Raw genomic sequence first — 17,792 nt, 5'->3', positions numbered from 1 at the left:
TGACTGCATAAGCAGGTATTTCTTGAAAAATCGATTTCAAACAAGCAAAATGTATATGAAATACGATATATTAGATGAAATAAAGTGCACATAAATTCGCACATATAAATAAAGGAGCGATTTTGTTGACTGAACTCGAGAAAAAAGAGCCTGTATCGATTGTGAAAGATAATAATGTAGAAGTAGTAGTGGATACAGTAATAAAAGATGCAGAACTTGAAGAACTGAATAAAGAAGCAGATCTTTATGTACAAAAGTTAAATAGCGAGCAAAATACAGATTTATCAAAAGTATTGTCCCAGCTTGGAGACTTAGGAGATAAAGAGCAGCAAGCGGCGGGGCAAACGCTATCAGCTTTAAAACGTCCTGTGACAGCGATGATGAATGGAAAGAATGAAGAAATTCCAAATACATTGTTAGAATTACGAAAAGTGGTATCAGAACTTGATCCAAACTCATTAAAAGCAACTGGTATGAAGAAACTTATGTTTAAAGTGTTTAAGAAAAACCCTCTTGAAAATTACGTGCATAAATATCAATCTATAGATAAGCAAATCGAGGAGATTATAAGATCACTTCTCATTGGTCGTGATAACTTGCAAGAGGATACGGTTGGTCTTGAAATGTTAAAAGAGCAATCACACGATAAAATTCACGCTCTTGATAAACAAGTATACTTAGGAAGAAAACTTGCTGGTATGCTTGAAGCTGAGAAACAAAATCCAGAACGTCAAAGGGATATTCCGTTAATAAATGATGCATTAGAAAAGATACTTGTCCGTACTCGTAATATGCAACAAGCAAAAAGTGTATTATTACAATCTATCGCGTCTGTAGATATTATTAAGAAAAATAATGAAAAGCTAGCAGAGGCCATTCGCAATGCAATTACGATGACACAAAACGTTATAACGGTTTCAGCTGCAATTCAGCTCGCATTAACAAATCAACGTAAAACAATTGATGCAGTTAATGCGACAAATGAAGCGATTGAATCAATGGTATTAAGCAATTCACAAGCATTAAAACAAAATACAGAAGAAACAACAAAACTCCTTGAAAATCCTGCAATTAGCATGGATAAATTACGTGAATCATTCCAAAATGTATTTGCCGCTATTGAAGCATCTGAGAAATCGTCAGAACGTATTATTGAGTCTAGTAAGAAATTTGTAATTGAACTAGATACATTTAATGATGAGATGAAGCAGAAACTCATTCAGCGTCCAAGGAAATAACAGATCATTTGAGGAGGTGAAAAAATGAGTTTCATTCAAGGAGTATTATTACTATTAGGATCATTACTTTTAATCGCATTTACTGTCGTTGTTTTAGTTGTATACTTCGGACGTAAACTTTATTTTTCATGGACGAAACCATATAAGAGAGCACAAGATTCCATTGAGAAATTATCAAACAAATCAACACCGTTTTTACAAGAATTTACGCAGCACCCACTCTTTTATCGTTGGGTTCGTACAGAAGGGAAAAAAGAACAAAATACATTAAATACCCTTTTCTGTTCATCGGGTCAACGTACGAGAGAGCAAGTTTTCTCAATGTTACCGAAAGAAAAGCAGAAAAAAGTGCATGTGATGGCAAAAACAACGAAAAAGCTTACGAATGAAGATATTGATATTGCAACAATGAAAGTGAAAGATTTCTTGAGACAAGAATCACAGCAAACTGTTAAACCGACAGATTTATCGTTTTATAAATTGTATTTCTATGATCGATATCCAGATGCATTAAATACAATTCAAGCATATAAACGCTCGATTAATCCTTCACTACAAAGAACGGTTGATGACATTACAATTTCAGTATTAAATGCACTTCCGTACTATCAAGAACAACGCATGTTTGAACAACAACATAAACTTGAAACGTTCTTAATGAAAGATTTAACAGCGATGCTATCATTAGTGGTACAATTACCACCATCACAACGTCCTGAAAAAGAAGAAGAACTAAAAATATACTTGCAAAATTTCCAAAAAGAAATGGAAGTAGTAGAGCGTGATATTCGCGACTCCATTGATCACGATTTGAATGTGAAGATGAGAGCAGCGACTGAAAAGTTTAAAAATAAGTAGGAGAGATTTCCTTGGAAAAGCTGGTAAATGCAGCTTTTTCGGGGGGGCTCTTTTTATTTTTGATAGAAATTATACCGCAATCAGAAATTACAGAATTAGTAGAGCTTAATTAAAAGAAATTATGTAGTTTAATATTAGTAATAATATGAAAACTACCTATTCATAAAAGAATAGGTAGTTTTTTGTTGTATAACTATTTTGCTTTTATAGTAGTCTTACTAGAAACAACGCTTTCATTATGCAATCGATCAACTGCAGTTACCACATACGTATACGTTTCTCCAAAAATAGCCGTTTTATCTACATAAATTTCTCCGAATGTTGTTTTTCTTACAGTAGTAAGTAAATTTTTTGGATTTTGTATATCTACTTCATTTTTTCCATTCACACGGTAAATGGCGTAATAAGCAGAGTCATTATCTCTATTGTCAATTATACCTATAGCAATACCTTCATCTCTTGGAATGGCACCTTTTAAAGTAGGTTGTTTTGGTGGGTCATGATCAAGCCAAGGCATAGATGGTATTAATGCAGGATGTTTATATATGTCATTCGAAAGTCTATCTTTAATTCCAAGTGGGTTGTTATTTATATCTTTTAAGCTGAAATGCATGCTTCCTTTTAATTGAGGATATTGACGGTTTAATGCAATTTGCCTTGGATATTCTTCAGAATCAGACCAAGCAGGAACAGAATTGTTATTAATTTTATAGGTCGCCTGACCGATGTATAGGTGAATCGGTTTGTTATTTGTTTCTTTCACCCACCAATCTACTAATATGTCATACGCAGCAGGTGTGAAACCGATATTCCAATATATTTGCGGTGTAATGTAGTCAATATATCCATTTTGTATCCACTCACGTGTGTCAGCATACAGGTCATCGTAGTTTCTTTGACCTGCGGTTGTATTAGAACCAGTTGGATCGTCAGCTATATTTCGCCATACGCCAAATGGACTAATGCCAAACTTCACGTATGATTTTTCTTGTTTAATAGCAGCATTTAACCCTTTTACAAGTTCATTTACATTGTCACGTCGCCAATCTTCTATATTTGTAAATCTACCGTTATTATAAGTTTCGTACGTTTTTTGATCGGGAAACACTTCACCAACTACTTTATACGGATAAAAATAATCGTCCATATGAAGGGCATCAATGTCATAATTTTGAACGATTTCTAAAGCACCTTCTGTTATAAACTTTTTCACTTCTGGAATACCAGGATTATAATATAACTTTCCGCTATAAGGTACAACCCAATTGGGATGTTGTCTTGCAGGGTGATTTTCTGATAATCGATTTATATCAGTGTGATTCATTGATATTCGGTAGGGATTAATCCATGCGTGGAACTCTATATTTCTTTTATGAGCTTCTTCAATCATAAATGCGAGTGGGTCATAACCAGGGTCTTTTCCTTGTGTACCCGTAATGTATTCAGACCAAGGACCGTATTTTGAAGGATAAAAAGCATCAGCAGTTGGTTTAATTTGTACAACAACGGCATTCATCCCAGTGTTTTTTGCATCGTCTAATAATCTTATAAATTCTTGTTTCTGATTTTCAATAGGTAACCCAGTTTTTGAGGGCCAATCAATATTAAGGACAGATGCTATCCACACAGCACGTAATTCATGTTTTTTGTACGTAGTAGTTACTTCGGCATAAGTAGAGTGAGGGAAAATGAAAGAGAAAGGAATAAACAAGATGACGATACAACATATCATTAATAAACGTTTCATGATCATTTATACGCCTCCCTATCATACGATTATTTAAAATAATATACGATGTGAGGTTGGCCTTGCAATTGAGAAAAATTTATATTGAAACAATAATTTAATAGAGAAAATATTTTTACTGAAATTTACTTTCAGTATAACTAAATCGTTTTATTTCTTCATATGCTTGTTAGTAAAGTGAAACTTCCTTTCATTTGAAAGGGAATAAATTATAAGTATAGGAGGATTAATAAATGAAAGTTTTATTCGTTTGTTCTGGAGGAATGTCCAGCGCAATTGTTGTAAACGCTTTAAAAAAAGAAGCAGAGAAAAAAGGTGTGAACATGCAAGTGCATGCAATTGGAACGAATGAGGTTGAGGAAGAAGTCAAGAATGGTTGGGATGTTGTAATGGTTGCACCTCAAGTAAGACACCGATTTGACTCTGTAAAAAAATTTGCAGAACAGGAATCCGTTCCGTGCGGTATTATTCCGCCACAAGCATACACGCCGCTTGGTGGACCGACTTTATTAAAAACTGTAAATGAATTAATCAGTTAGGGGGAAGCGTTATGAATAAGTTTGTCACGTTTCTTGATAAAAACTTATCTGGACCGATGGCAAGGCTTTCTGAACAGAGACATTTACAAGCAATTCGTGATGGGGTAATTTCGGCGTTACCATTTATTATCGTTGGAAGTTTCTTTTTAATAGTAGCATTTCCACCATTACCGAAAGATAGTTTCATATCAGTTTGGGCATTAAAGAATCAAACAAGTATATTAATACCATATCGTTTAACGATGTTTATTATGTCTTTATATATAGCATTTGGAATTGGATATAATTTAGCGAAAAGTTATAAGTTAGATGCTTTATCAGGAGCGCAACTTGCGGTATGTTCACTACTTTTAACATTAACGCCTGAATTAATTGATAAAAAAGGATTTATGCTTCCGATGACAAATCTCGGAGGACATGGATTATTTGTTACGATGATTGTATCTATTTTATCTGTAGAGATCTTAAGGTTTTGTAAGAAGAGAAATGTAATGATTAAGATGCCAGAACAAGTACCGCCGTCTGTATCACGTTCTTTTGAAGCACTTATACCTGCAGCTTTCGTTATTATTATTATGAGTCTAGTTACTGTCGTTTTAAGTATTGATTTACATCATGTTGTTGATAAATTAGCGGCACCGTTAGTAAAAGCTGGGGATAGTTACTTCGGTGTAATCATTCCAGTTTTTTTAATTACATTTTTTTGGTCGTTCGGTATACATGGTGTGTCGGTTGTTGGCACTGTTGCCCGTCCATTATGGGAAGTATACTTAGGAAAAAATGGTGAAGCAGTTGCTAGCGGTGCTGATCAGTTGCCATTCATTGCACCAGAACCATTATATCAATGGTTTATATGGATTGGTGGTTCTGGTGCGACGTTAGGGCTTATATTAGCTATGATTGTATTTGGTCGATCAAAATATTCGAAAGCGTTATCAAGAACTTGTATCGTTCCTGGGATTTTTAATATTAATGAACCAGTTATATTCGGTTTGCCGATTGTACTAAATCCCATTTTAATTATCCCATTTATCATTACCCCACTAGTAACAGCAACTGTTGCATACTCAGCAACTGCGATGGGATTTGTTACACCGACACATATAATGCCTCCGTGGACATTGCCTGCTCCAATTGGCGCTTATTTAGCTACAGGTGGAGATTGGCGAGCGATTGTACTCGTATTTATAAACATAACAATATCATTTCTTATTTATCTTCCATTCTTTAAAATGTATGACAAAAACATGCTTGAAATTGAGAATAATGGTGATGAAGAATCTGTGAATGCATAACGCACGTTCAGTAAATTATTAGTGATAGACAATTTGTCTATCACTTCTTTCATATAGAATTGAGAGAAGGTGAAAAGGTATGTATATAAAATTTAGTTATAAAGGTGTATTTTTACTATTATTTGGGGTGATTTGTGCGAACTTAATTTTTGTACCCTTATTAAGAATGCTAAATCTATCACAAATGCATAGTATATGGCTCGTTACAAGTATTGTGGCAAGTGTTTTGCTTACGATCGTTGTTTCTTTCATTGATGGCATATTTGTATCGAAAGTCCAGTTGTTTATTAGATTTATATTGTTTTCTGTAGGTTGTACATTGTTTACTTACATAATTGTGTTTTAGTGAATAGGGGGCATGCATGTTATGTATATTGCAGGGATAATGTCCGGTACATCGTTAGATGGAATAGATGTAGCACTCGTTCATATAGAAGGAAGTGGTGTAGATTCTAAGGTTGAACTTATACATTTTACTACCGTTCCATTTTGCAGTGATATAAAAAATGAGATACAACAGGCTTTAGCAATTGATGCGTCTAATGTCCAACTAATATGCAGTTTGAACTTTAAGCTTGGTTTATGTTTTGCAAATGCTGTTAAGGAAGTTTGTATAGAGGCTAATTTTCCGTTAAAACAAATGGATTTAATTGGTTCTCACGGACAAACGATTTATCATCAACCAGCACCAGAAGGTAATATTATTTCTTCAACATTGCAAATTGGGGAACCAGCAGTTATAGCATATGAAACGAACACGACAGTTATCTCTAACTTTAGAACGATGGATATGGCAGCAGGGGGACAAGGTGCACCGCTTGTACCATATTCAGAGGTCGTTTTGTATCGGCATCAAACTAAAAATAGACTACTGCAAAATATTGGTGGGATTGGTAATGTTACAGTGATTCCAAATAAACTAAGTGATAAGCGTGTTATTGCCTTTGATACTGGTCCAGGGAATATGGTAATCGATGAAGTATGTCAAAGGTTATTTCAGTTACCATATGATCAAAATGGTGCAATCGCAAAACAGGGAGCAGTTGTAGATGAAATATTGACATACTGTATGAACCATCCATTTTTGAACATGAAACCACCAAAATCAACAGGTAGAGAACAATTTGGAGAAGTGTTTGTGAGTGAATTATTGAAGCGATTTGAAGACTATAGCAAAGAAAATATATTAGCGACTGTCACGATGTTTACGGCAAGTACAATTGTTCATCATTATAAGGAGTTTATTTTGCCGTATTATGAAATCGATGAGGTAATTTTAGGTGGTGGTGGAAGTTATAATAATACACTTGTTGAAATGATACGTAATGGATTAAGAGAAGAAAAATGCGAAATATTTCTCCAAGAAGATTTAGGCTATTCTTCAGCAGCGAAAGAAGCAATCGCATTTGCAATCTTAGCAAACGAAACGTACCATCGTAATCCGAGCAATGTGCCGAGTGCAACAGGTGCTAAGGAATCTGTGGTTTTAGGGAATATAACATTCCCTCCAATAAGAAGAGGAAAATGAGGCGAATAAATGAGGTATATGATTGGAGTAGACGGTGGGGGAACGAAGACTGAGTCAATTGCTTTTGATCGAGACGGAAACGAGCTTGCAAGAGGTACGGGTGGATTTGGAAATATATTAATAGATTATGAAAAAGCACTTTCGCACATTATGGAGGTGATTGATCAATGCCAGAAAAGTGTAGTAAATGGACAATGCGTTTGTATTTGCCTAGGATTAGCGGGTATAAGTGGAGCAAATATAAATGAATTAACATTACGATTAAAAAAGAAATATGGAACACAAATTGAAGTTTTTAATGACGCAATAATTGCACATGCAGCTGCTTTAAAAGGTAAGGACGGAATATTAACTATAGGTGGAACAGGTGCAATTTGTATAGGTAAGAAAGGCGAAGAGTACGAGTATAGCGGGGGATGGGGACATATTTTAGGGGATGAGGGAAGCGGATATTGGATTGCATTACAAGCTTTAAAGAAAATGGCATTACAATTCGATCAAGGAGTTCGACTTTGTCCATTAAGCTTAAACATTCAAAATCAGTTTCAGCTTTTGACGCCATCTCATATAAAAAGTTTAGTATATACTTCTTCAAAAGATAAGGTTGCAGCAATCGCACCATTAATTATTCAGGAAGCGAGAAATGGGAATGATGATGCACATGAAATTATGATGCAAGCTGGTAAGGAATTAGCGAGAATTACGGTAAATGTTTATAATAAGACGCAATTTGAGTTGTCAACTTCAATTTCAGTTAGTGGTAGTATATTGTGTTCAGTACCTGAAATATATGCTGAATTTAAGAAATGCAGTGTGGAAAGTATGGGAGAAGTTATATTTGTATCACAATCAGAAATGGCAGCGAAAGGAACATATTATTTAATGAAGGATAAATATTTCAAAGTGTAAATAGCACGATGAGAATTTTTGTATGATTTGTAAAATTATGATGTTAAAATGTATAAAGGGATGTAGAGTCAGAAAAGTACAATATGCATAGTAATTGAATATTGTATAAGTATTCCCATGTAGAAAGTGAATGATTACATGATTAATAGTATGCAGTTTTTGTATGTAATAGCTTCTTATTTATTTGGAAATATATTAACCGCTTATTTATTAACGAAATGGAGACATGATGTTGATATTCGTGATGAAGGAAGTGGAAATCCTGGCGCAAGAAATATGGGGCGAGTATATGGAAAAGGGTATTTCGTCGCTACATTTTTAGGTGATGCAATTAAAGGCGCAATCATAGTTTTTATTGCAAAATACCTTTTTGAAGGTCCCACATTCGTAATGATTACATTATTGGCCGTAATAATAGGACATATTTATCCAATTTTATTTAAAGGTAAGGGCGGAAAAGGCATTTCAACATTTATTGGAGGATTAATTGCATTTGATTATTTGATAGCGCTTACTCTTATTGGTATTTTCATTATCTTTTATTTAATATTTAAAGGATTTACGAAGCCAGGGTTAATTACAATCGCTTGTTGGCCACTTTGCATGATTTTTTATTCTTACTCTATTGGTACGACTATTTTAAGTGCACTTATTATTGTACTTATTCTATATGTAAATCGAGAATAAAGTGAACCTTTTATAAGTGGGGGAATCTCCACTTATAATTTCTATGAATCAAATAACGAGCGATAAGTAGAGAGAGAAAGGGGATAGGACATGGGGTTAATTTATAAAGTTGCTAATCAAGCTTGTGAATTTGAAAGTATACATAAATTGAACTATAAAACATTTGTAGAAGAGATTCCGCAACATGAAGAAACGAAAGAACGTTTTCGTATAGATCAATTTCATGCAGAAAATACATATTTAATTTGTTTAGACGGTGAGAAATTAGTCGGTATGGTCGCCGCACGGGGAAAACGACCATCCTCATTAGATTATAAAATCTCAAACATAGATTTTTATTTACAAGAACATGGTGAAAATGTATATGAAATTCGTTTACTTTCAGTAGAACGTGAATATCGAAATGGAAGGGCTTTGTTAGGCTTAATTCGCTTTTTACATCGTTATTTGCTTCTAAATGGCTATAAATTGGCACTCATTTCAGCCACAACACGTGAACTTCCTTTATATGAGCAAATGGGATTCAAACCTTTCCATACATTAGTTGGAACAGAAGAAGCAGCTTTTCAGCCAATGTATGTAACACCTGCTATGTTCGAAAAATCGAGTGCTGGAGGTATTATGACGAAAGAATTTACATTTTTACCTGGTCCAGTGGACATCGAAGAGAATGTTCAAAAGGCATTTTCTGCTAAGCCTATTTCCCATCGTTCTAAATCATTTCAAGTGACGATGAAAAATGTAAAAAAACGATTACTTCAATTAACGAAAGCAAAACGTGTGCAACTTATGTTAGGAACTGGCACGTTAGCGAATGATGCAATTGCTTTACAGTTACGTTCTTTAAAAGGTAAAGGACTAGTTTTAACGAATGGAGTTTGGTAATAGATTAATTGAGCAGGCAAAACGGGCATATTTAAGTTTTGATACATATAAAAAAGAAATGGGAGAGTCATTTATTTATACCGAATTAGAAATAATAATGGCAACTGGGAATTATGAATGGCTTTGGTTTGTTCATCATGAAACATCAACTGGAATGTTAAATAATTTAGACGAGCTAAATGCTCTTTGTAAAAAATATCAAATGAAAATATGTGTAGATTGTATAAGCTCAATTGGAGCAATACCAATAGATTTGAAGAATGTATATTTTGCAAGTGGTGTTAGCGGAAAAGCGATTAAATCATATACAGGATTATCTTTCGTTTTTCATAATCACGTTGTAAAAGTAAACGAATCAATACCTGCATATATGGACATTGGTATGTATGAAATGAATGATAGTATTCCATACTCCCATTCATGGAATTTAATTTATTCATTGCAAGAAGCATTGAAGAGATTTGAAGATGAAACGGCATTTGTAAAAATAAAAGAGACGTATGCTTATATTGAACAAGCTATTACTACTATGGGTTTAAAACTTGTTTTACCTAAAGAACATGCCGCTCAAATTGTTCTTACGATTCAATTAAACGAAGGGCAGTGTTCTAAAGTAGTAGGCGATGCATTAGCATTACAAGGATATATTGTTCATTATGAATCAGCATATTTACAAAAGAATAATTGGATCCAAATCGCATGCTTAAATGACTATAAAGAACGTGATATGAAGGGGATGTTAAACTGTTTGCAAATGTTGGCATTAAAGAAAGAGATACAGATATAAAGAATTATTCTTAACATAGAGTATTGCGAATAAAGGGGTTCTTACTGACGAAAACTTAGGAAAGAGATTAGGATATAGATTATGACCAATGAGAAAGGGTGTTAGTATGATAACTAGAAATCTACCACTAAATATAACTGACATTAAAAAAGCTCAAAGTATTTTGGATAGAAATGCTCGAAAAACACCATTAGTTAAATCTTTTTATTTGACTAGTAAAACGGGTGGAGAAATTCATTTGAAATTAGAAAATATGCAATTGACGGGTTCTTTTAAATTCCGTGGTGCATTTAATAAAATGTCGCAGCTGACAGAGCAAGAAAAAGAGAGAGGAGTAATTGCGTGTTCCGCAGGAAATCATGCACAAGGAGTTGCTTTATCGGCTCATTTACTTGGTATTAAGAGTAAAATTGTTATGCCAATTTCTGCACCTCAGGCGAAAGTTGAAGCAACTAGAGGATATGGATCAGAAGTTATTTTATTTGGTGAAACCTTCGATGATGCAAAGGCAAAATGTGAGGAAATTATAAAAAATACAGGTGAAACATACTTGCATCCATATGATGATGTAGAGGTAATGGCCGGTCAAGGTACAATTGGATTAGATATTCTTGATGATATGTGGGATGTCGATACTGTCATTATACCTATTGGTGGGGGCGGAATTATTTCTGGTATTGCTGTTGCATTAAAATCTTTTAATCCATCAATCAATATAATTGGAGTTCAAGCAGACAATGTTCATGGGATGAAGGCATCTTATGATAAAGGGACAATCGTAGAACATTATGAGGCACCTACTATAGCAGATGGTTGTGCAGTTAAAATACCAGGGAATTTAACGTTTGAAGTTGTAAAAGAATTAGTAGATGATATTGTAACAGTATCAGAAAAAGAGCTGGAAGTAGCGATGAAAGATTTATTACAACGTGGAAAGGCTGTTGTAGAAGGTGCGGGTGCACTAGCTACTGCTGCACTTCTCGCAGGAAAAGTTGATAACTATATAAAAGGAAAAAAAGTAGTAGCAGTTATATCTGGTGGAAATGTGGACTTGCAGCGCATATCGAGTGTATGTGAGCACTTTTTTGTAGCTAATGAAGTGAAATAGTATTTTTAAAAAATATTGTTATGAAAGAGGGGCTAAGAGAAATTATCTTAGCTCTTACGTTTTGTCTACTGTATAGTGTGAGTGGCAATACACTTGTGTTATTTTCCGTCTAGTGAATTATTTTATTTACTTAGTATTTAATCACCTATTTTCACGTATACCTCAAATATTAAAATAATTATTTCAATATTGTCGAAACGTAAGCAGAAATTTAATATAATAGTTTTAATGTGCTAATGAGCGGTTAGGAGGGTAGGTCATGAATAAAGAAGAACAGGTCATTAACGGTTTAAGGGAATTATATAATAAGATGGTTTGGCTTAATAAAGATAAGATGGAAGAAGGTCTTAAGGGTTTTAAGTCTTCGGAAGTCCACTGCATTGAATATATTGAAAATAATGCGGATTCTAATGTGACACAACTTGCAGAGGCTTTTTATGTGACTCGCGGTGCTATAAGTAGAATGACTAAGAAGCTCATAAAAAAAGGTATTATTGAAAGCTACCAAAAGTCGGAAAATAAGAAAGAAATTTATTTTAGGCTTACAGAACAAGGGAAAGAAATTTATAAAATCCATGAAGACTTGCACAAAGAGTTTCAAGAGCGGGATAAAGCCGTATTTGAGCAAGTAACTGAGGAAGAATTCGATAGTATAATTAGCTTCGTGGAAAAATATAGTAGGCATTTGGATGCAGAAATAAAGAAACAAGGTATACATATTAAATCGTAATACATTTTAATAATGAAATGGCAGCCTTACTCTAATGAGAATAGGCTGCTTTTTTATTATTGTATTTTTGTTGACTAATCAACAAAATGGAGTTATTATTTTGTTGACACAGCAACAAAATCTTTTAAGGGGAGAATTTAAATGTCTATATTTAGATCACGAAATGAAAGGAACACTGAAAAAAACATAGATAAACATGCTTTAATATTTGGCCTTATTTCTGTATTTCTTTGTGGAATAGGTTTCAGTATTATAATGCCTGTAGTGCCATTCTTAGTGCAGCCTTATATAAGTAGTCCGGAAGAACAGGCTCTAGTTGTTACGCTACTGACCTCTGTTTATGCTGTCTGCGTGTTTTTCGCTGCTCCTGTACTCGGAGCTTTGAGCGATAAATATGGCCGTCGTCCATTACTTTTAATATGCCTTTTCGGTTCTGCAATCGGGTACTTAGTTTTTGGTATAGGAGGGGCCTTATGGGTACTATTTGCTGGACGCATAATAGAAGGTATAACAGGCGGGAGTATAAGTACAATTTTCGCATATTTTGCAGATATCATTCCTCCAGAACAGAGAACGAAATACTTTGGATGGGTGAGTGCGGTGGTAGGTGTAGGAACCATCATTGGTCCAACTCTTGGGGGATTACTTGCCAAGTTTGATCATTCTGTACCTTTATATTTTGGAGCGTTCATAACTTTATTAAATGTCTTATATGGGATGAAATATATGCCTGAGAGTCTTGACAAAAATAATAGGTTAAAAGAGATTACTTTTGTAAGGTTAAATCCTTTTGTACAACTTGCAAACATACTTTCCATGAAAAACTTAAAATGGTTACTTGTCTCAGCGTTTTTACTTTGGATACCTAACGGATCTTTACAAGCAATTTTCACACAATTTACGATGGATACTTTTAGCTGGAAGCCTGCACTAATCGGACTTATGTTTTCAATTATGGGCTTTCAAGACATCATTTCACAAGCTTTTATAATGCCAAAGCTTTTGATCAAGCTTAGTGATAAACAAATAGCTATACTTGGAATGGTTTCGGAGATTATTGGCTACAGTTTTATTGCAGCATCTGCTTTGTTTTCCCTATATCCTCTTCTAATCGTTGGGATGTTACTGTTTGGTTTTGGTGACTCGATTTTCGGACCTTCATTCAATGGGATGCTTTCAAAGTCTGTCGATTCTAGTGAACAAGGGAGGATTCAAGGTGGTAGCCAATCTATTCAAGCTTTAGCAAGAATGATTGGTCCAATTATTGGAGGACAAATCTATGTATCACTTGGTCATGCTGCACCTGCTTTTATGGGGATGATTCTTATAGCAGCGGCAATTGCAGTTTTGTATAAGGGTACGCATGTAACTATGTAAACTACCTGCTTTATTTCATTTTTGATTATAAAGGGGGTAAGAGAAAATATAGCATACAGTTTTTCACATTGTGTGTGATAAACTTTCATTGTCCTTCTTCATAAAGGGACCCCGCCGCTGGAATCTTTCCGGAATCAACTGCATAACAGATGGATTTAAGAACAAATAGGGTGTCAGAACTTAGGAACAAGTTCTGACACCCTATTTGTTTACAGTTTGATAGTTAAGAGAAGTTCTTTTGCTTTTTTAAAGGATTTATCCCGTAAAAGCCCAATTGATGAAGGATAATATTCAGTGGGGATGGACAAAACTCCCACTAATTAAAGTTTCGCTTTATTTGAAGTTAGAAAAGGTAGGTAAATGACTGACTACTTTAAATCATGTCTGTGTTGAAGCAAATAATGATTCCATCTTTACTTTTCCCTTTTCTCTAATTTCAGCATCTGCATGTTGCATGACAAATTTATGAGCCAAAGCAATTGCTAAAACGTCATCTAATAAGCCAATCCCAATTATCGCAGCTATATCTGGAATGAAATCGATTGCCAATACGTAATAGGATAAAGCGGCTAGTATAACGAGTTTAGCTTTAGCAGGTAATCCTTTTTTTTTCAAAGTGTAGTATAAAATAATACTTTCATATACGCTGGATTTACCGAGGTTTGCTGAGCTTTTTTTGAACTTTTTCCAAAGCGTCTGTTTCTCCATATAAACACTCCTTTTACAAAAATATGGATTTTTTAAAAGGATAGACAAAGAAGAGAAAGAATAATCAATTTCATCATTTTTTCCTATTATACATTTCGATAAGTATAAGCGAATACCTGTTTAAAATAATGTTTGTTATGCACTGAATCACATAGATTTGTTACAAAGTATGTATAGTAGTATTTGTTTTGCTTTTTTTATAAAATGCAAACATTTTGCAAACGTGATCTATCCAAAGATACTTTTACCAAAATTTTTAATTGCTTCTTTTTGCATGTTTGGTGAAACATGAGAATAAATCCTTAGTGTCAATGAAATGTCTGTATGACCTAATCTTTCACTGATAATTTTAGGATTAACTCCTTGTTTTAAAAGTATGGTTGCGTGTGTGTTCCTTAAATCATGAAATTTAATTCGTTTTATGACCGCGCCATCTAATATTCTGAGGAAAGCATTTCTGAAATTGTCTCTCTTTATGACCATTCCAAACTCAGTACAATTATTTAAATCTAAATCATGATATGCTGAACCAATTTGTAATTTATCTTTATTTACTTGTAGTATACGTTTTTAAAATTCTTCAATTACTTTTAAAGGGATAGGGATTGTACGCGTCGAAGAATTTGTTTTTGTGCTGGTTTTAATTTTATTATCATGGCCTAATGTTTGATTAATTGTAACTGTATGGTTATTGAAATCAACATTTTTCCAGCGTAAACCTAGAACTTCTCCCAGACGGATTCAGTCGAGAAGCTAGTCAAAATCGTGTTGATGTGAAGGGTTCTGGCTCTTTGCATAAGGTTAAAGTCAAATAATAACTTTATAGATAAATAGCATCATGAATTTTCGAATAAATGCAATAAAATACAATTATTAATGGGCATAAAATTTGAATTTTTTTAAGCAAAACCCTTGATGAAATTTATTCAAAGGGGCTTTACTTAAAAATAATTGGCTATTGATGGTTAAAGTGACTTTCAAAAGAGAAATAAATTAACTTTGTAATTAAACTTTAAATGTTAATTACTGTAGCAGTTATGTTTCTTTCACTAATAGTGTTAGTTGATGTACCAATTCCCGAGGCATTCAGAGTTAGGCTGTATATATAAGTGCCAGGGGAAGGGGTATCTATCCAAACTATTGAAACATTGTTTGTTAATTTAGTTGAAACATTTGCTGGTTTCTGGATATTTTCTTGAGATTCCATCTGAACCCCAATAGTAAAGACATCTCTTTTTAGAGCAAGAATTGAAGATACACTAAATTCTGTAAGGGGACTTAGGGAAACATAATCAGATCTGAAAACTCCTTCTAACTTTACTATTTGGTTAACGCCTACACTAATAGCTGGTAATACTAGGTTAGTTGGACTAGTTGCGGGATTATGACTTTGGTTAAATGTAACTGAAACGATGCCAGTAGGCCCAGTATCACCAGTAGGCCCAGTATCACCGGTAGGCCCAGTATCACCGGTAGGCCCAGTATCGCCGGTAGGTCCAGTATCGCCGGTAGGTCCAGTATCACCGGTAGGTCCGGTATTGCCGGTAGGCCCCGTGTTACCAGTAGGCCCTGTTGGTATTGTAAATGTTGGTGTAGGTGGTAATGTAGGGCCAATAGCACCTGGATCTAATGCAGATCTAGGTAAAGTTTTTTGGGAGTCAAGTTCATTTTCTTGTGTCATAATTCACCTCCAGTATATTGACTCTTTACTAATAAATGCCAAGGAGAAATGGAATATGAAATTAACAAGTTAATAAAGATTGTACAACTGATGTTAAAATAGAACATCCTTTTAATCGATTTAGTATGAATTTGTATATGTTTTATAGTAACAAAAATTTCATTTTGTGAAAAAGTAAATTAAAAAAGAGCACTATAAAATAGTGCCCACATTCAATTTGCATGAGTATTATGAGGAAACTATTAGTAGGTGGCTTAAGTTTCTCTGTAATAGTTATGAACCTGTGATTTGAAAAATGCCTATATTTTAAAGTGGATTTAGGGGGTATTTGTATATGGTGAAATCTTTGTTGAAAATGTCTTCAACTAATTGGATAGTTTCGGAGTCATAAAAGCTATCATATGTTGGGAATCGTGGAAATAATGGATCTGTAATGTCAGCATCTGCATAGTCCCCTTTGAAGATGGTGCTCTTATTTTGATAATGCCATGATTTAGTTAATACATCTAAAGGGGACTTTTTTAGACCATATATATTTTCTGAATTTGAAATTTCAGAAGAGAAATTTTCAAGGTAAATATAATTTGAAACAAACTCTTCTTCATCTGGAACATATTGTTGCACATAGTGTGGGTTCACGGCATCTAAATTTTTATATGTGCTCTTAAGTAATATAAGTACAGTTTAAAGGGGATTTTTTTATTACAGTTTTCATCATGATATAAAAATTTTCTAATTGGCTGCCACTCAGGATTCTCGATATTTGGTGGAGGGATTAGTGAGAGAAATGAACTTACTGCTCTTTTATAGGGGTTTCTTACAAGTTTATATGTCTGCTTTTCATTTGTATATAATGCATTAGCAAGCCCAGTAAAGTAGCATGTTGAATTTTTGTATATGTCGAATTCATAATTATGGATGAATGAGTTATATTTAATTGCTTCCTTAAACAAGTTGATTTGATAAAAAAATCAATGAGCAAGTGAAGTGCATCCACTTTTTTGACTCCAAAATAATATTATGGGGAAATCTTGATGGAAATGGGGTCCTCGGGCGTATTTCATAATGAAGTCGTAAATATTTGAGATAGTCATACCTTTCCTTCCAACATATTATAGAAATTTCATCTTTGTATATGGTATGGAAGAAATTCTTTATATATGAGAAAAGGCCATGCAGAGGTATCAATAACTTTATAAAAGCGTTATTGTAATACAATTTGAATATTATACAGAAACTAAAAAAGCCCATACTTCAATAGGGTATGGGCAGAGTGACTAAAATTAATCGGTTATTAATTTTGAATAGATATTTAAATCGATAAGCTTCCCGGCTGATTTTTCGCTCTTTCTTAGAGTCCCTTCAAAAGCGAATTTGAATTTTTTTAATACTTTTATGGAATTCGTATTTTCAGGTTCAACTTGTTCTTCAACACGATATAATTTCAGAACAAGGAGATACAGAGAAAACTACTTTAAATGAGCTTTGTCTTACAGCCCACATACAGTATTGACGGAATACTTATTTTAAATCCCATTTACTTAAAGTAAACGTAAATGGTTCGCCACAATATGAAGTACATAATAGCAAAAGAAAAACATACTATGTAACAGTAAATGAAGCTTATGTGTACGTGAGGTGAAAAAGAGTCGTCCTTAACTGAAGTGCACCCCGATTGTTAGACACAGTCTAACAAAAAGGGTGGCCGATAATTA

Annotated in this window: 14 protein-coding genes and 5 pseudogenes; 13 read left to right on the top strand and 6 right to left on the bottom strand. The window is 34.0% G+C overall.

Annotated features, from left to right (window positions below):
- The first annotated feature begins 125 nt into the window (after positions 1–125).
- Both ACFWDE_RS06585 and ACFWDE_RS06580 read left to right on the top strand, forming a co-directional pair.
- The gene (locus ACFWDE_RS06585) at positions 126–1,238 is read left to right on the top strand and encodes a toxic anion resistance protein (protein ID WP_215556349.1); all 1,113 of its coding nucleotides are present in this window, start codon (positions 126–128) and stop codon (positions 1,236–1,238) included.
- A gap of 24 nt (positions 1,239–1,262) precedes the next feature.
- Positions 1,263–2,096: a DUF3974 domain-containing protein gene (locus ACFWDE_RS06580; protein ID WP_377890916.1), complete on the top strand. Its 834-nt coding sequence runs from the start codon at positions 1,263–1,265 to the stop codon at positions 2,094–2,096.
- A 193-nt stretch (positions 2,097–2,289) separates the two neighbouring features.
- Here ACFWDE_RS06580 and ACFWDE_RS06575 read toward each other — a convergent pair whose 3' ends face one another.
- On the bottom strand, positions 2,290–3,849 hold the full coding sequence (locus tag ACFWDE_RS06575) for a glycoside hydrolase family 10-like protein (protein WP_377890914.1): 1,560 nt from the start codon (positions 3,847–3,849) through the stop codon (positions 2,290–2,292).
- A gap of 227 nt (positions 3,850–4,076) precedes the next feature.
- Here ACFWDE_RS06575 and ACFWDE_RS06570 point away from each other — a divergent pair, with 227 nt between their 5' ends.
- The 10 genes and pseudogenes from ACFWDE_RS06570 (at position 4,077) to ACFWDE_RS06525 (ending at position 13,688) form a co-directional block, all read left to right on the top strand.
- Positions 4,077–4,382, top strand: a complete 306-nt coding sequence (locus tag ACFWDE_RS06570) for a PTS sugar transporter subunit IIB (protein WP_219918408.1) — start codon at positions 4,077–4,079, stop codon at positions 4,380–4,382.
- Positions 4,383–4,393: 11 nt separating this feature from the next.
- On the top strand, positions 4,394–5,677 hold the full coding sequence (locus ACFWDE_RS06565; RefSeq protein WP_219918409.1) for a PTS sugar transporter subunit IIC: 1,284 nt from the start codon (positions 4,394–4,396) through the stop codon (positions 5,675–5,677).
- A 79-nt stretch (positions 5,678–5,756) separates the two neighbouring features.
- Positions 5,757–6,023, top strand: a complete 267-nt coding sequence (locus ACFWDE_RS06560) for a hypothetical protein (protein WP_377890911.1) — start codon at positions 5,757–5,759, stop codon at positions 6,021–6,023.
- Between the two features lie 21 nt (positions 6,024–6,044).
- Complete coding sequence (anmK, locus tag ACFWDE_RS06555; protein WP_377890909.1) at positions 6,045–7,205, top strand: anhydro-N-acetylmuramic acid kinase AnmK; 1,161 nt, start codon at positions 6,045–6,047, stop codon at positions 7,203–7,205.
- 9 nt (positions 7,206–7,214) lie between these two features.
- Positions 7,215–8,114, top strand: coding sequence for a BadF/BadG/BcrA/BcrD ATPase family protein (locus ACFWDE_RS06550; RefSeq protein WP_377890907.1), 900 nt, complete (start codon positions 7,215–7,217; stop codon positions 8,112–8,114).
- A gap of 138 nt (positions 8,115–8,252) precedes the next feature.
- Complete coding sequence (gene plsY, locus ACFWDE_RS06545) at positions 8,253–8,801, top strand: glycerol-3-phosphate 1-O-acyltransferase PlsY (RefSeq protein ID WP_377890905.1); 549 nt, start codon at positions 8,253–8,255, stop codon at positions 8,799–8,801.
- 90 nt (positions 8,802–8,891) lie between these two features.
- Positions 8,892–10,473, top strand: a pseudogene (locus tag ACFWDE_RS06540) (aminotransferase class V-fold PLP-dependent enzyme).
- 106 nt (positions 10,474–10,579) lie between these two features.
- Positions 10,580–11,581 (top strand): bifunctional threonine ammonia-lyase/L-serine ammonia-lyase TdcB, encoded by a 1,002-nt coding sequence (gene tdcB, locus ACFWDE_RS06535; protein ID WP_377890903.1) that lies wholly within the window; start codon positions 10,580–10,582, stop codon positions 11,579–11,581.
- Positions 11,582–11,840: 259 nt separating this feature from the next.
- Positions 11,841–12,311: a MarR family transcriptional regulator gene (locus tag ACFWDE_RS06530; RefSeq protein WP_377890901.1), complete on the top strand. Its 471-nt coding sequence runs from the start codon at positions 11,841–11,843 to the stop codon at positions 12,309–12,311.
- 141 nt (positions 12,312–12,452) lie between these two features.
- On the top strand, positions 12,453–13,688 hold the full coding sequence (locus ACFWDE_RS06525) for an MFS transporter (RefSeq protein ID WP_377890899.1): 1,236 nt from the start codon (positions 12,453–12,455) through the stop codon (positions 13,686–13,688).
- A 378-nt stretch (positions 13,689–14,066) separates the two neighbouring features.
- Here ACFWDE_RS06525 and ACFWDE_RS06520 read toward each other — a convergent pair whose 3' ends face one another.
- The 5 genes and pseudogenes from ACFWDE_RS06520 to ACFWDE_RS06500 form a co-directional block, all read right to left on the bottom strand.
- The gene (locus ACFWDE_RS06520; protein WP_002147981.1) at positions 14,067–14,396 is read right to left on the bottom strand and encodes a YkvA family protein; all 330 of its coding nucleotides are present in this window, start codon (positions 14,394–14,396) and stop codon (positions 14,067–14,069) included.
- A 228-nt stretch (positions 14,397–14,624) separates the two neighbouring features.
- Positions 14,625–15,137 (bottom strand): annotated as a pseudogene (locus ACFWDE_RS06515) (site-specific integrase); the annotation flags it as partial.
- A gap of 271 nt (positions 15,138–15,408) precedes the next feature.
- Positions 15,409–16,077, bottom strand: a complete 669-nt coding sequence (locus ACFWDE_RS06510) for an exosporium leader peptide-containing protein (protein ID WP_377890897.1) — start codon at positions 16,075–16,077, stop codon at positions 15,409–15,411.
- Between the two features lie 306 nt (positions 16,078–16,383).
- A pseudogene (locus ACFWDE_RS06505) lies at positions 16,384–17,171 on the bottom strand (sulfotransferase family 2 domain-containing protein).
- A 189-nt stretch (positions 17,172–17,360) separates the two neighbouring features.
- Positions 17,361–17,525: pseudogene (locus tag ACFWDE_RS06500) on the bottom strand (GNAT family N-acetyltransferase); the annotation flags it as partial.
- Positions 17,526–17,620: 95 nt separating this feature from the next.
- Between ACFWDE_RS06500 and ACFWDE_RS06495 the strand changes: the two are divergent.
- Positions 17,621–17,719: pseudogene (locus tag ACFWDE_RS06495) on the top strand (N-acetylmuramoyl-L-alanine amidase); the annotation flags it as partial.
- Positions 17,720–17,792: the final 73 nt, after the last annotated feature.

Origin of the sequence: Bacillus sp. NPDC060175 (assembly GCF_042728695.1) — a bacterium.
Lineage (GTDB): Bacteria > Bacillota > Bacilli > Bacillales > Bacillaceae_G > Bacillus_A.
This window is presented reverse-complemented; position numbering and strand designations above follow the sequence as displayed.

What these genes read in the sequence shown, in the direction of transcription:
- ACFWDE_RS06575 (WP_377890914.1), bottom strand. Translation starts at nt 3,849, where the DNA reads ATGATCATGAAACGTTTATTAATGATATGTTGTATCGTCATCTTGTTT.
- ACFWDE_RS06570 (WP_219918408.1), top strand. Translation starts at nt 4,077, where the DNA reads ATGAAAGTTTTATTCGTTTGTTCTGGAGGAATGTCCAGCGCAATTGTT.
- tdcB (WP_377890903.1), top strand. Translation starts at nt 10,580, where the DNA reads ATGATAACTAGAAATCTACCACTAAATATAACTGACATTAAAAAAGCT.
- ACFWDE_RS06520 (WP_002147981.1), bottom strand. Translation starts at nt 14,396, where the DNA reads ATGGAGAAACAGACGCTTTGGAAAAAGTTCAAAAAAAGCTCAGCAAAC.
- plsY (WP_377890905.1), top strand. Translation starts at nt 8,253, where the DNA reads ATGATTAATAGTATGCAGTTTTTGTATGTAATAGCTTCTTATTTATTT.
- ACFWDE_RS06510 (WP_377890897.1), bottom strand. Translation starts at nt 16,077, where the DNA reads ATGACACAAGAAAATGAACTTGACTCCCAAAAAACTTTACCTAGATCT.
- ACFWDE_RS06560 (WP_377890911.1), top strand. Translation starts at nt 5,757, where the DNA reads ATGTATATAAAATTTAGTTATAAAGGTGTATTTTTACTATTATTTGGG.
- ACFWDE_RS06525 (WP_377890899.1), top strand. Translation starts at nt 12,453, where the DNA reads ATGTCTATATTTAGATCACGAAATGAAAGGAACACTGAAAAAAACATA.
- ACFWDE_RS06530 (WP_377890901.1), top strand. Translation starts at nt 11,841, where the DNA reads ATGAATAAAGAAGAACAGGTCATTAACGGTTTAAGGGAATTATATAAT.
- anmK (WP_377890909.1), top strand. Translation starts at nt 6,045, where the DNA reads ATGTATATTGCAGGGATAATGTCCGGTACATCGTTAGATGGAATAGAT.
- ACFWDE_RS06580 (WP_377890916.1), top strand. Translation starts at nt 1,263, where the DNA reads ATGAGTTTCATTCAAGGAGTATTATTACTATTAGGATCATTACTTTTA.
- ACFWDE_RS06550 (WP_377890907.1), top strand. Translation starts at nt 7,215, where the DNA reads ATGAGGTATATGATTGGAGTAGACGGTGGGGGAACGAAGACTGAGTCA.
- ACFWDE_RS06565 (WP_219918409.1), top strand. Translation starts at nt 4,394, where the DNA reads ATGAATAAGTTTGTCACGTTTCTTGATAAAAACTTATCTGGACCGATG.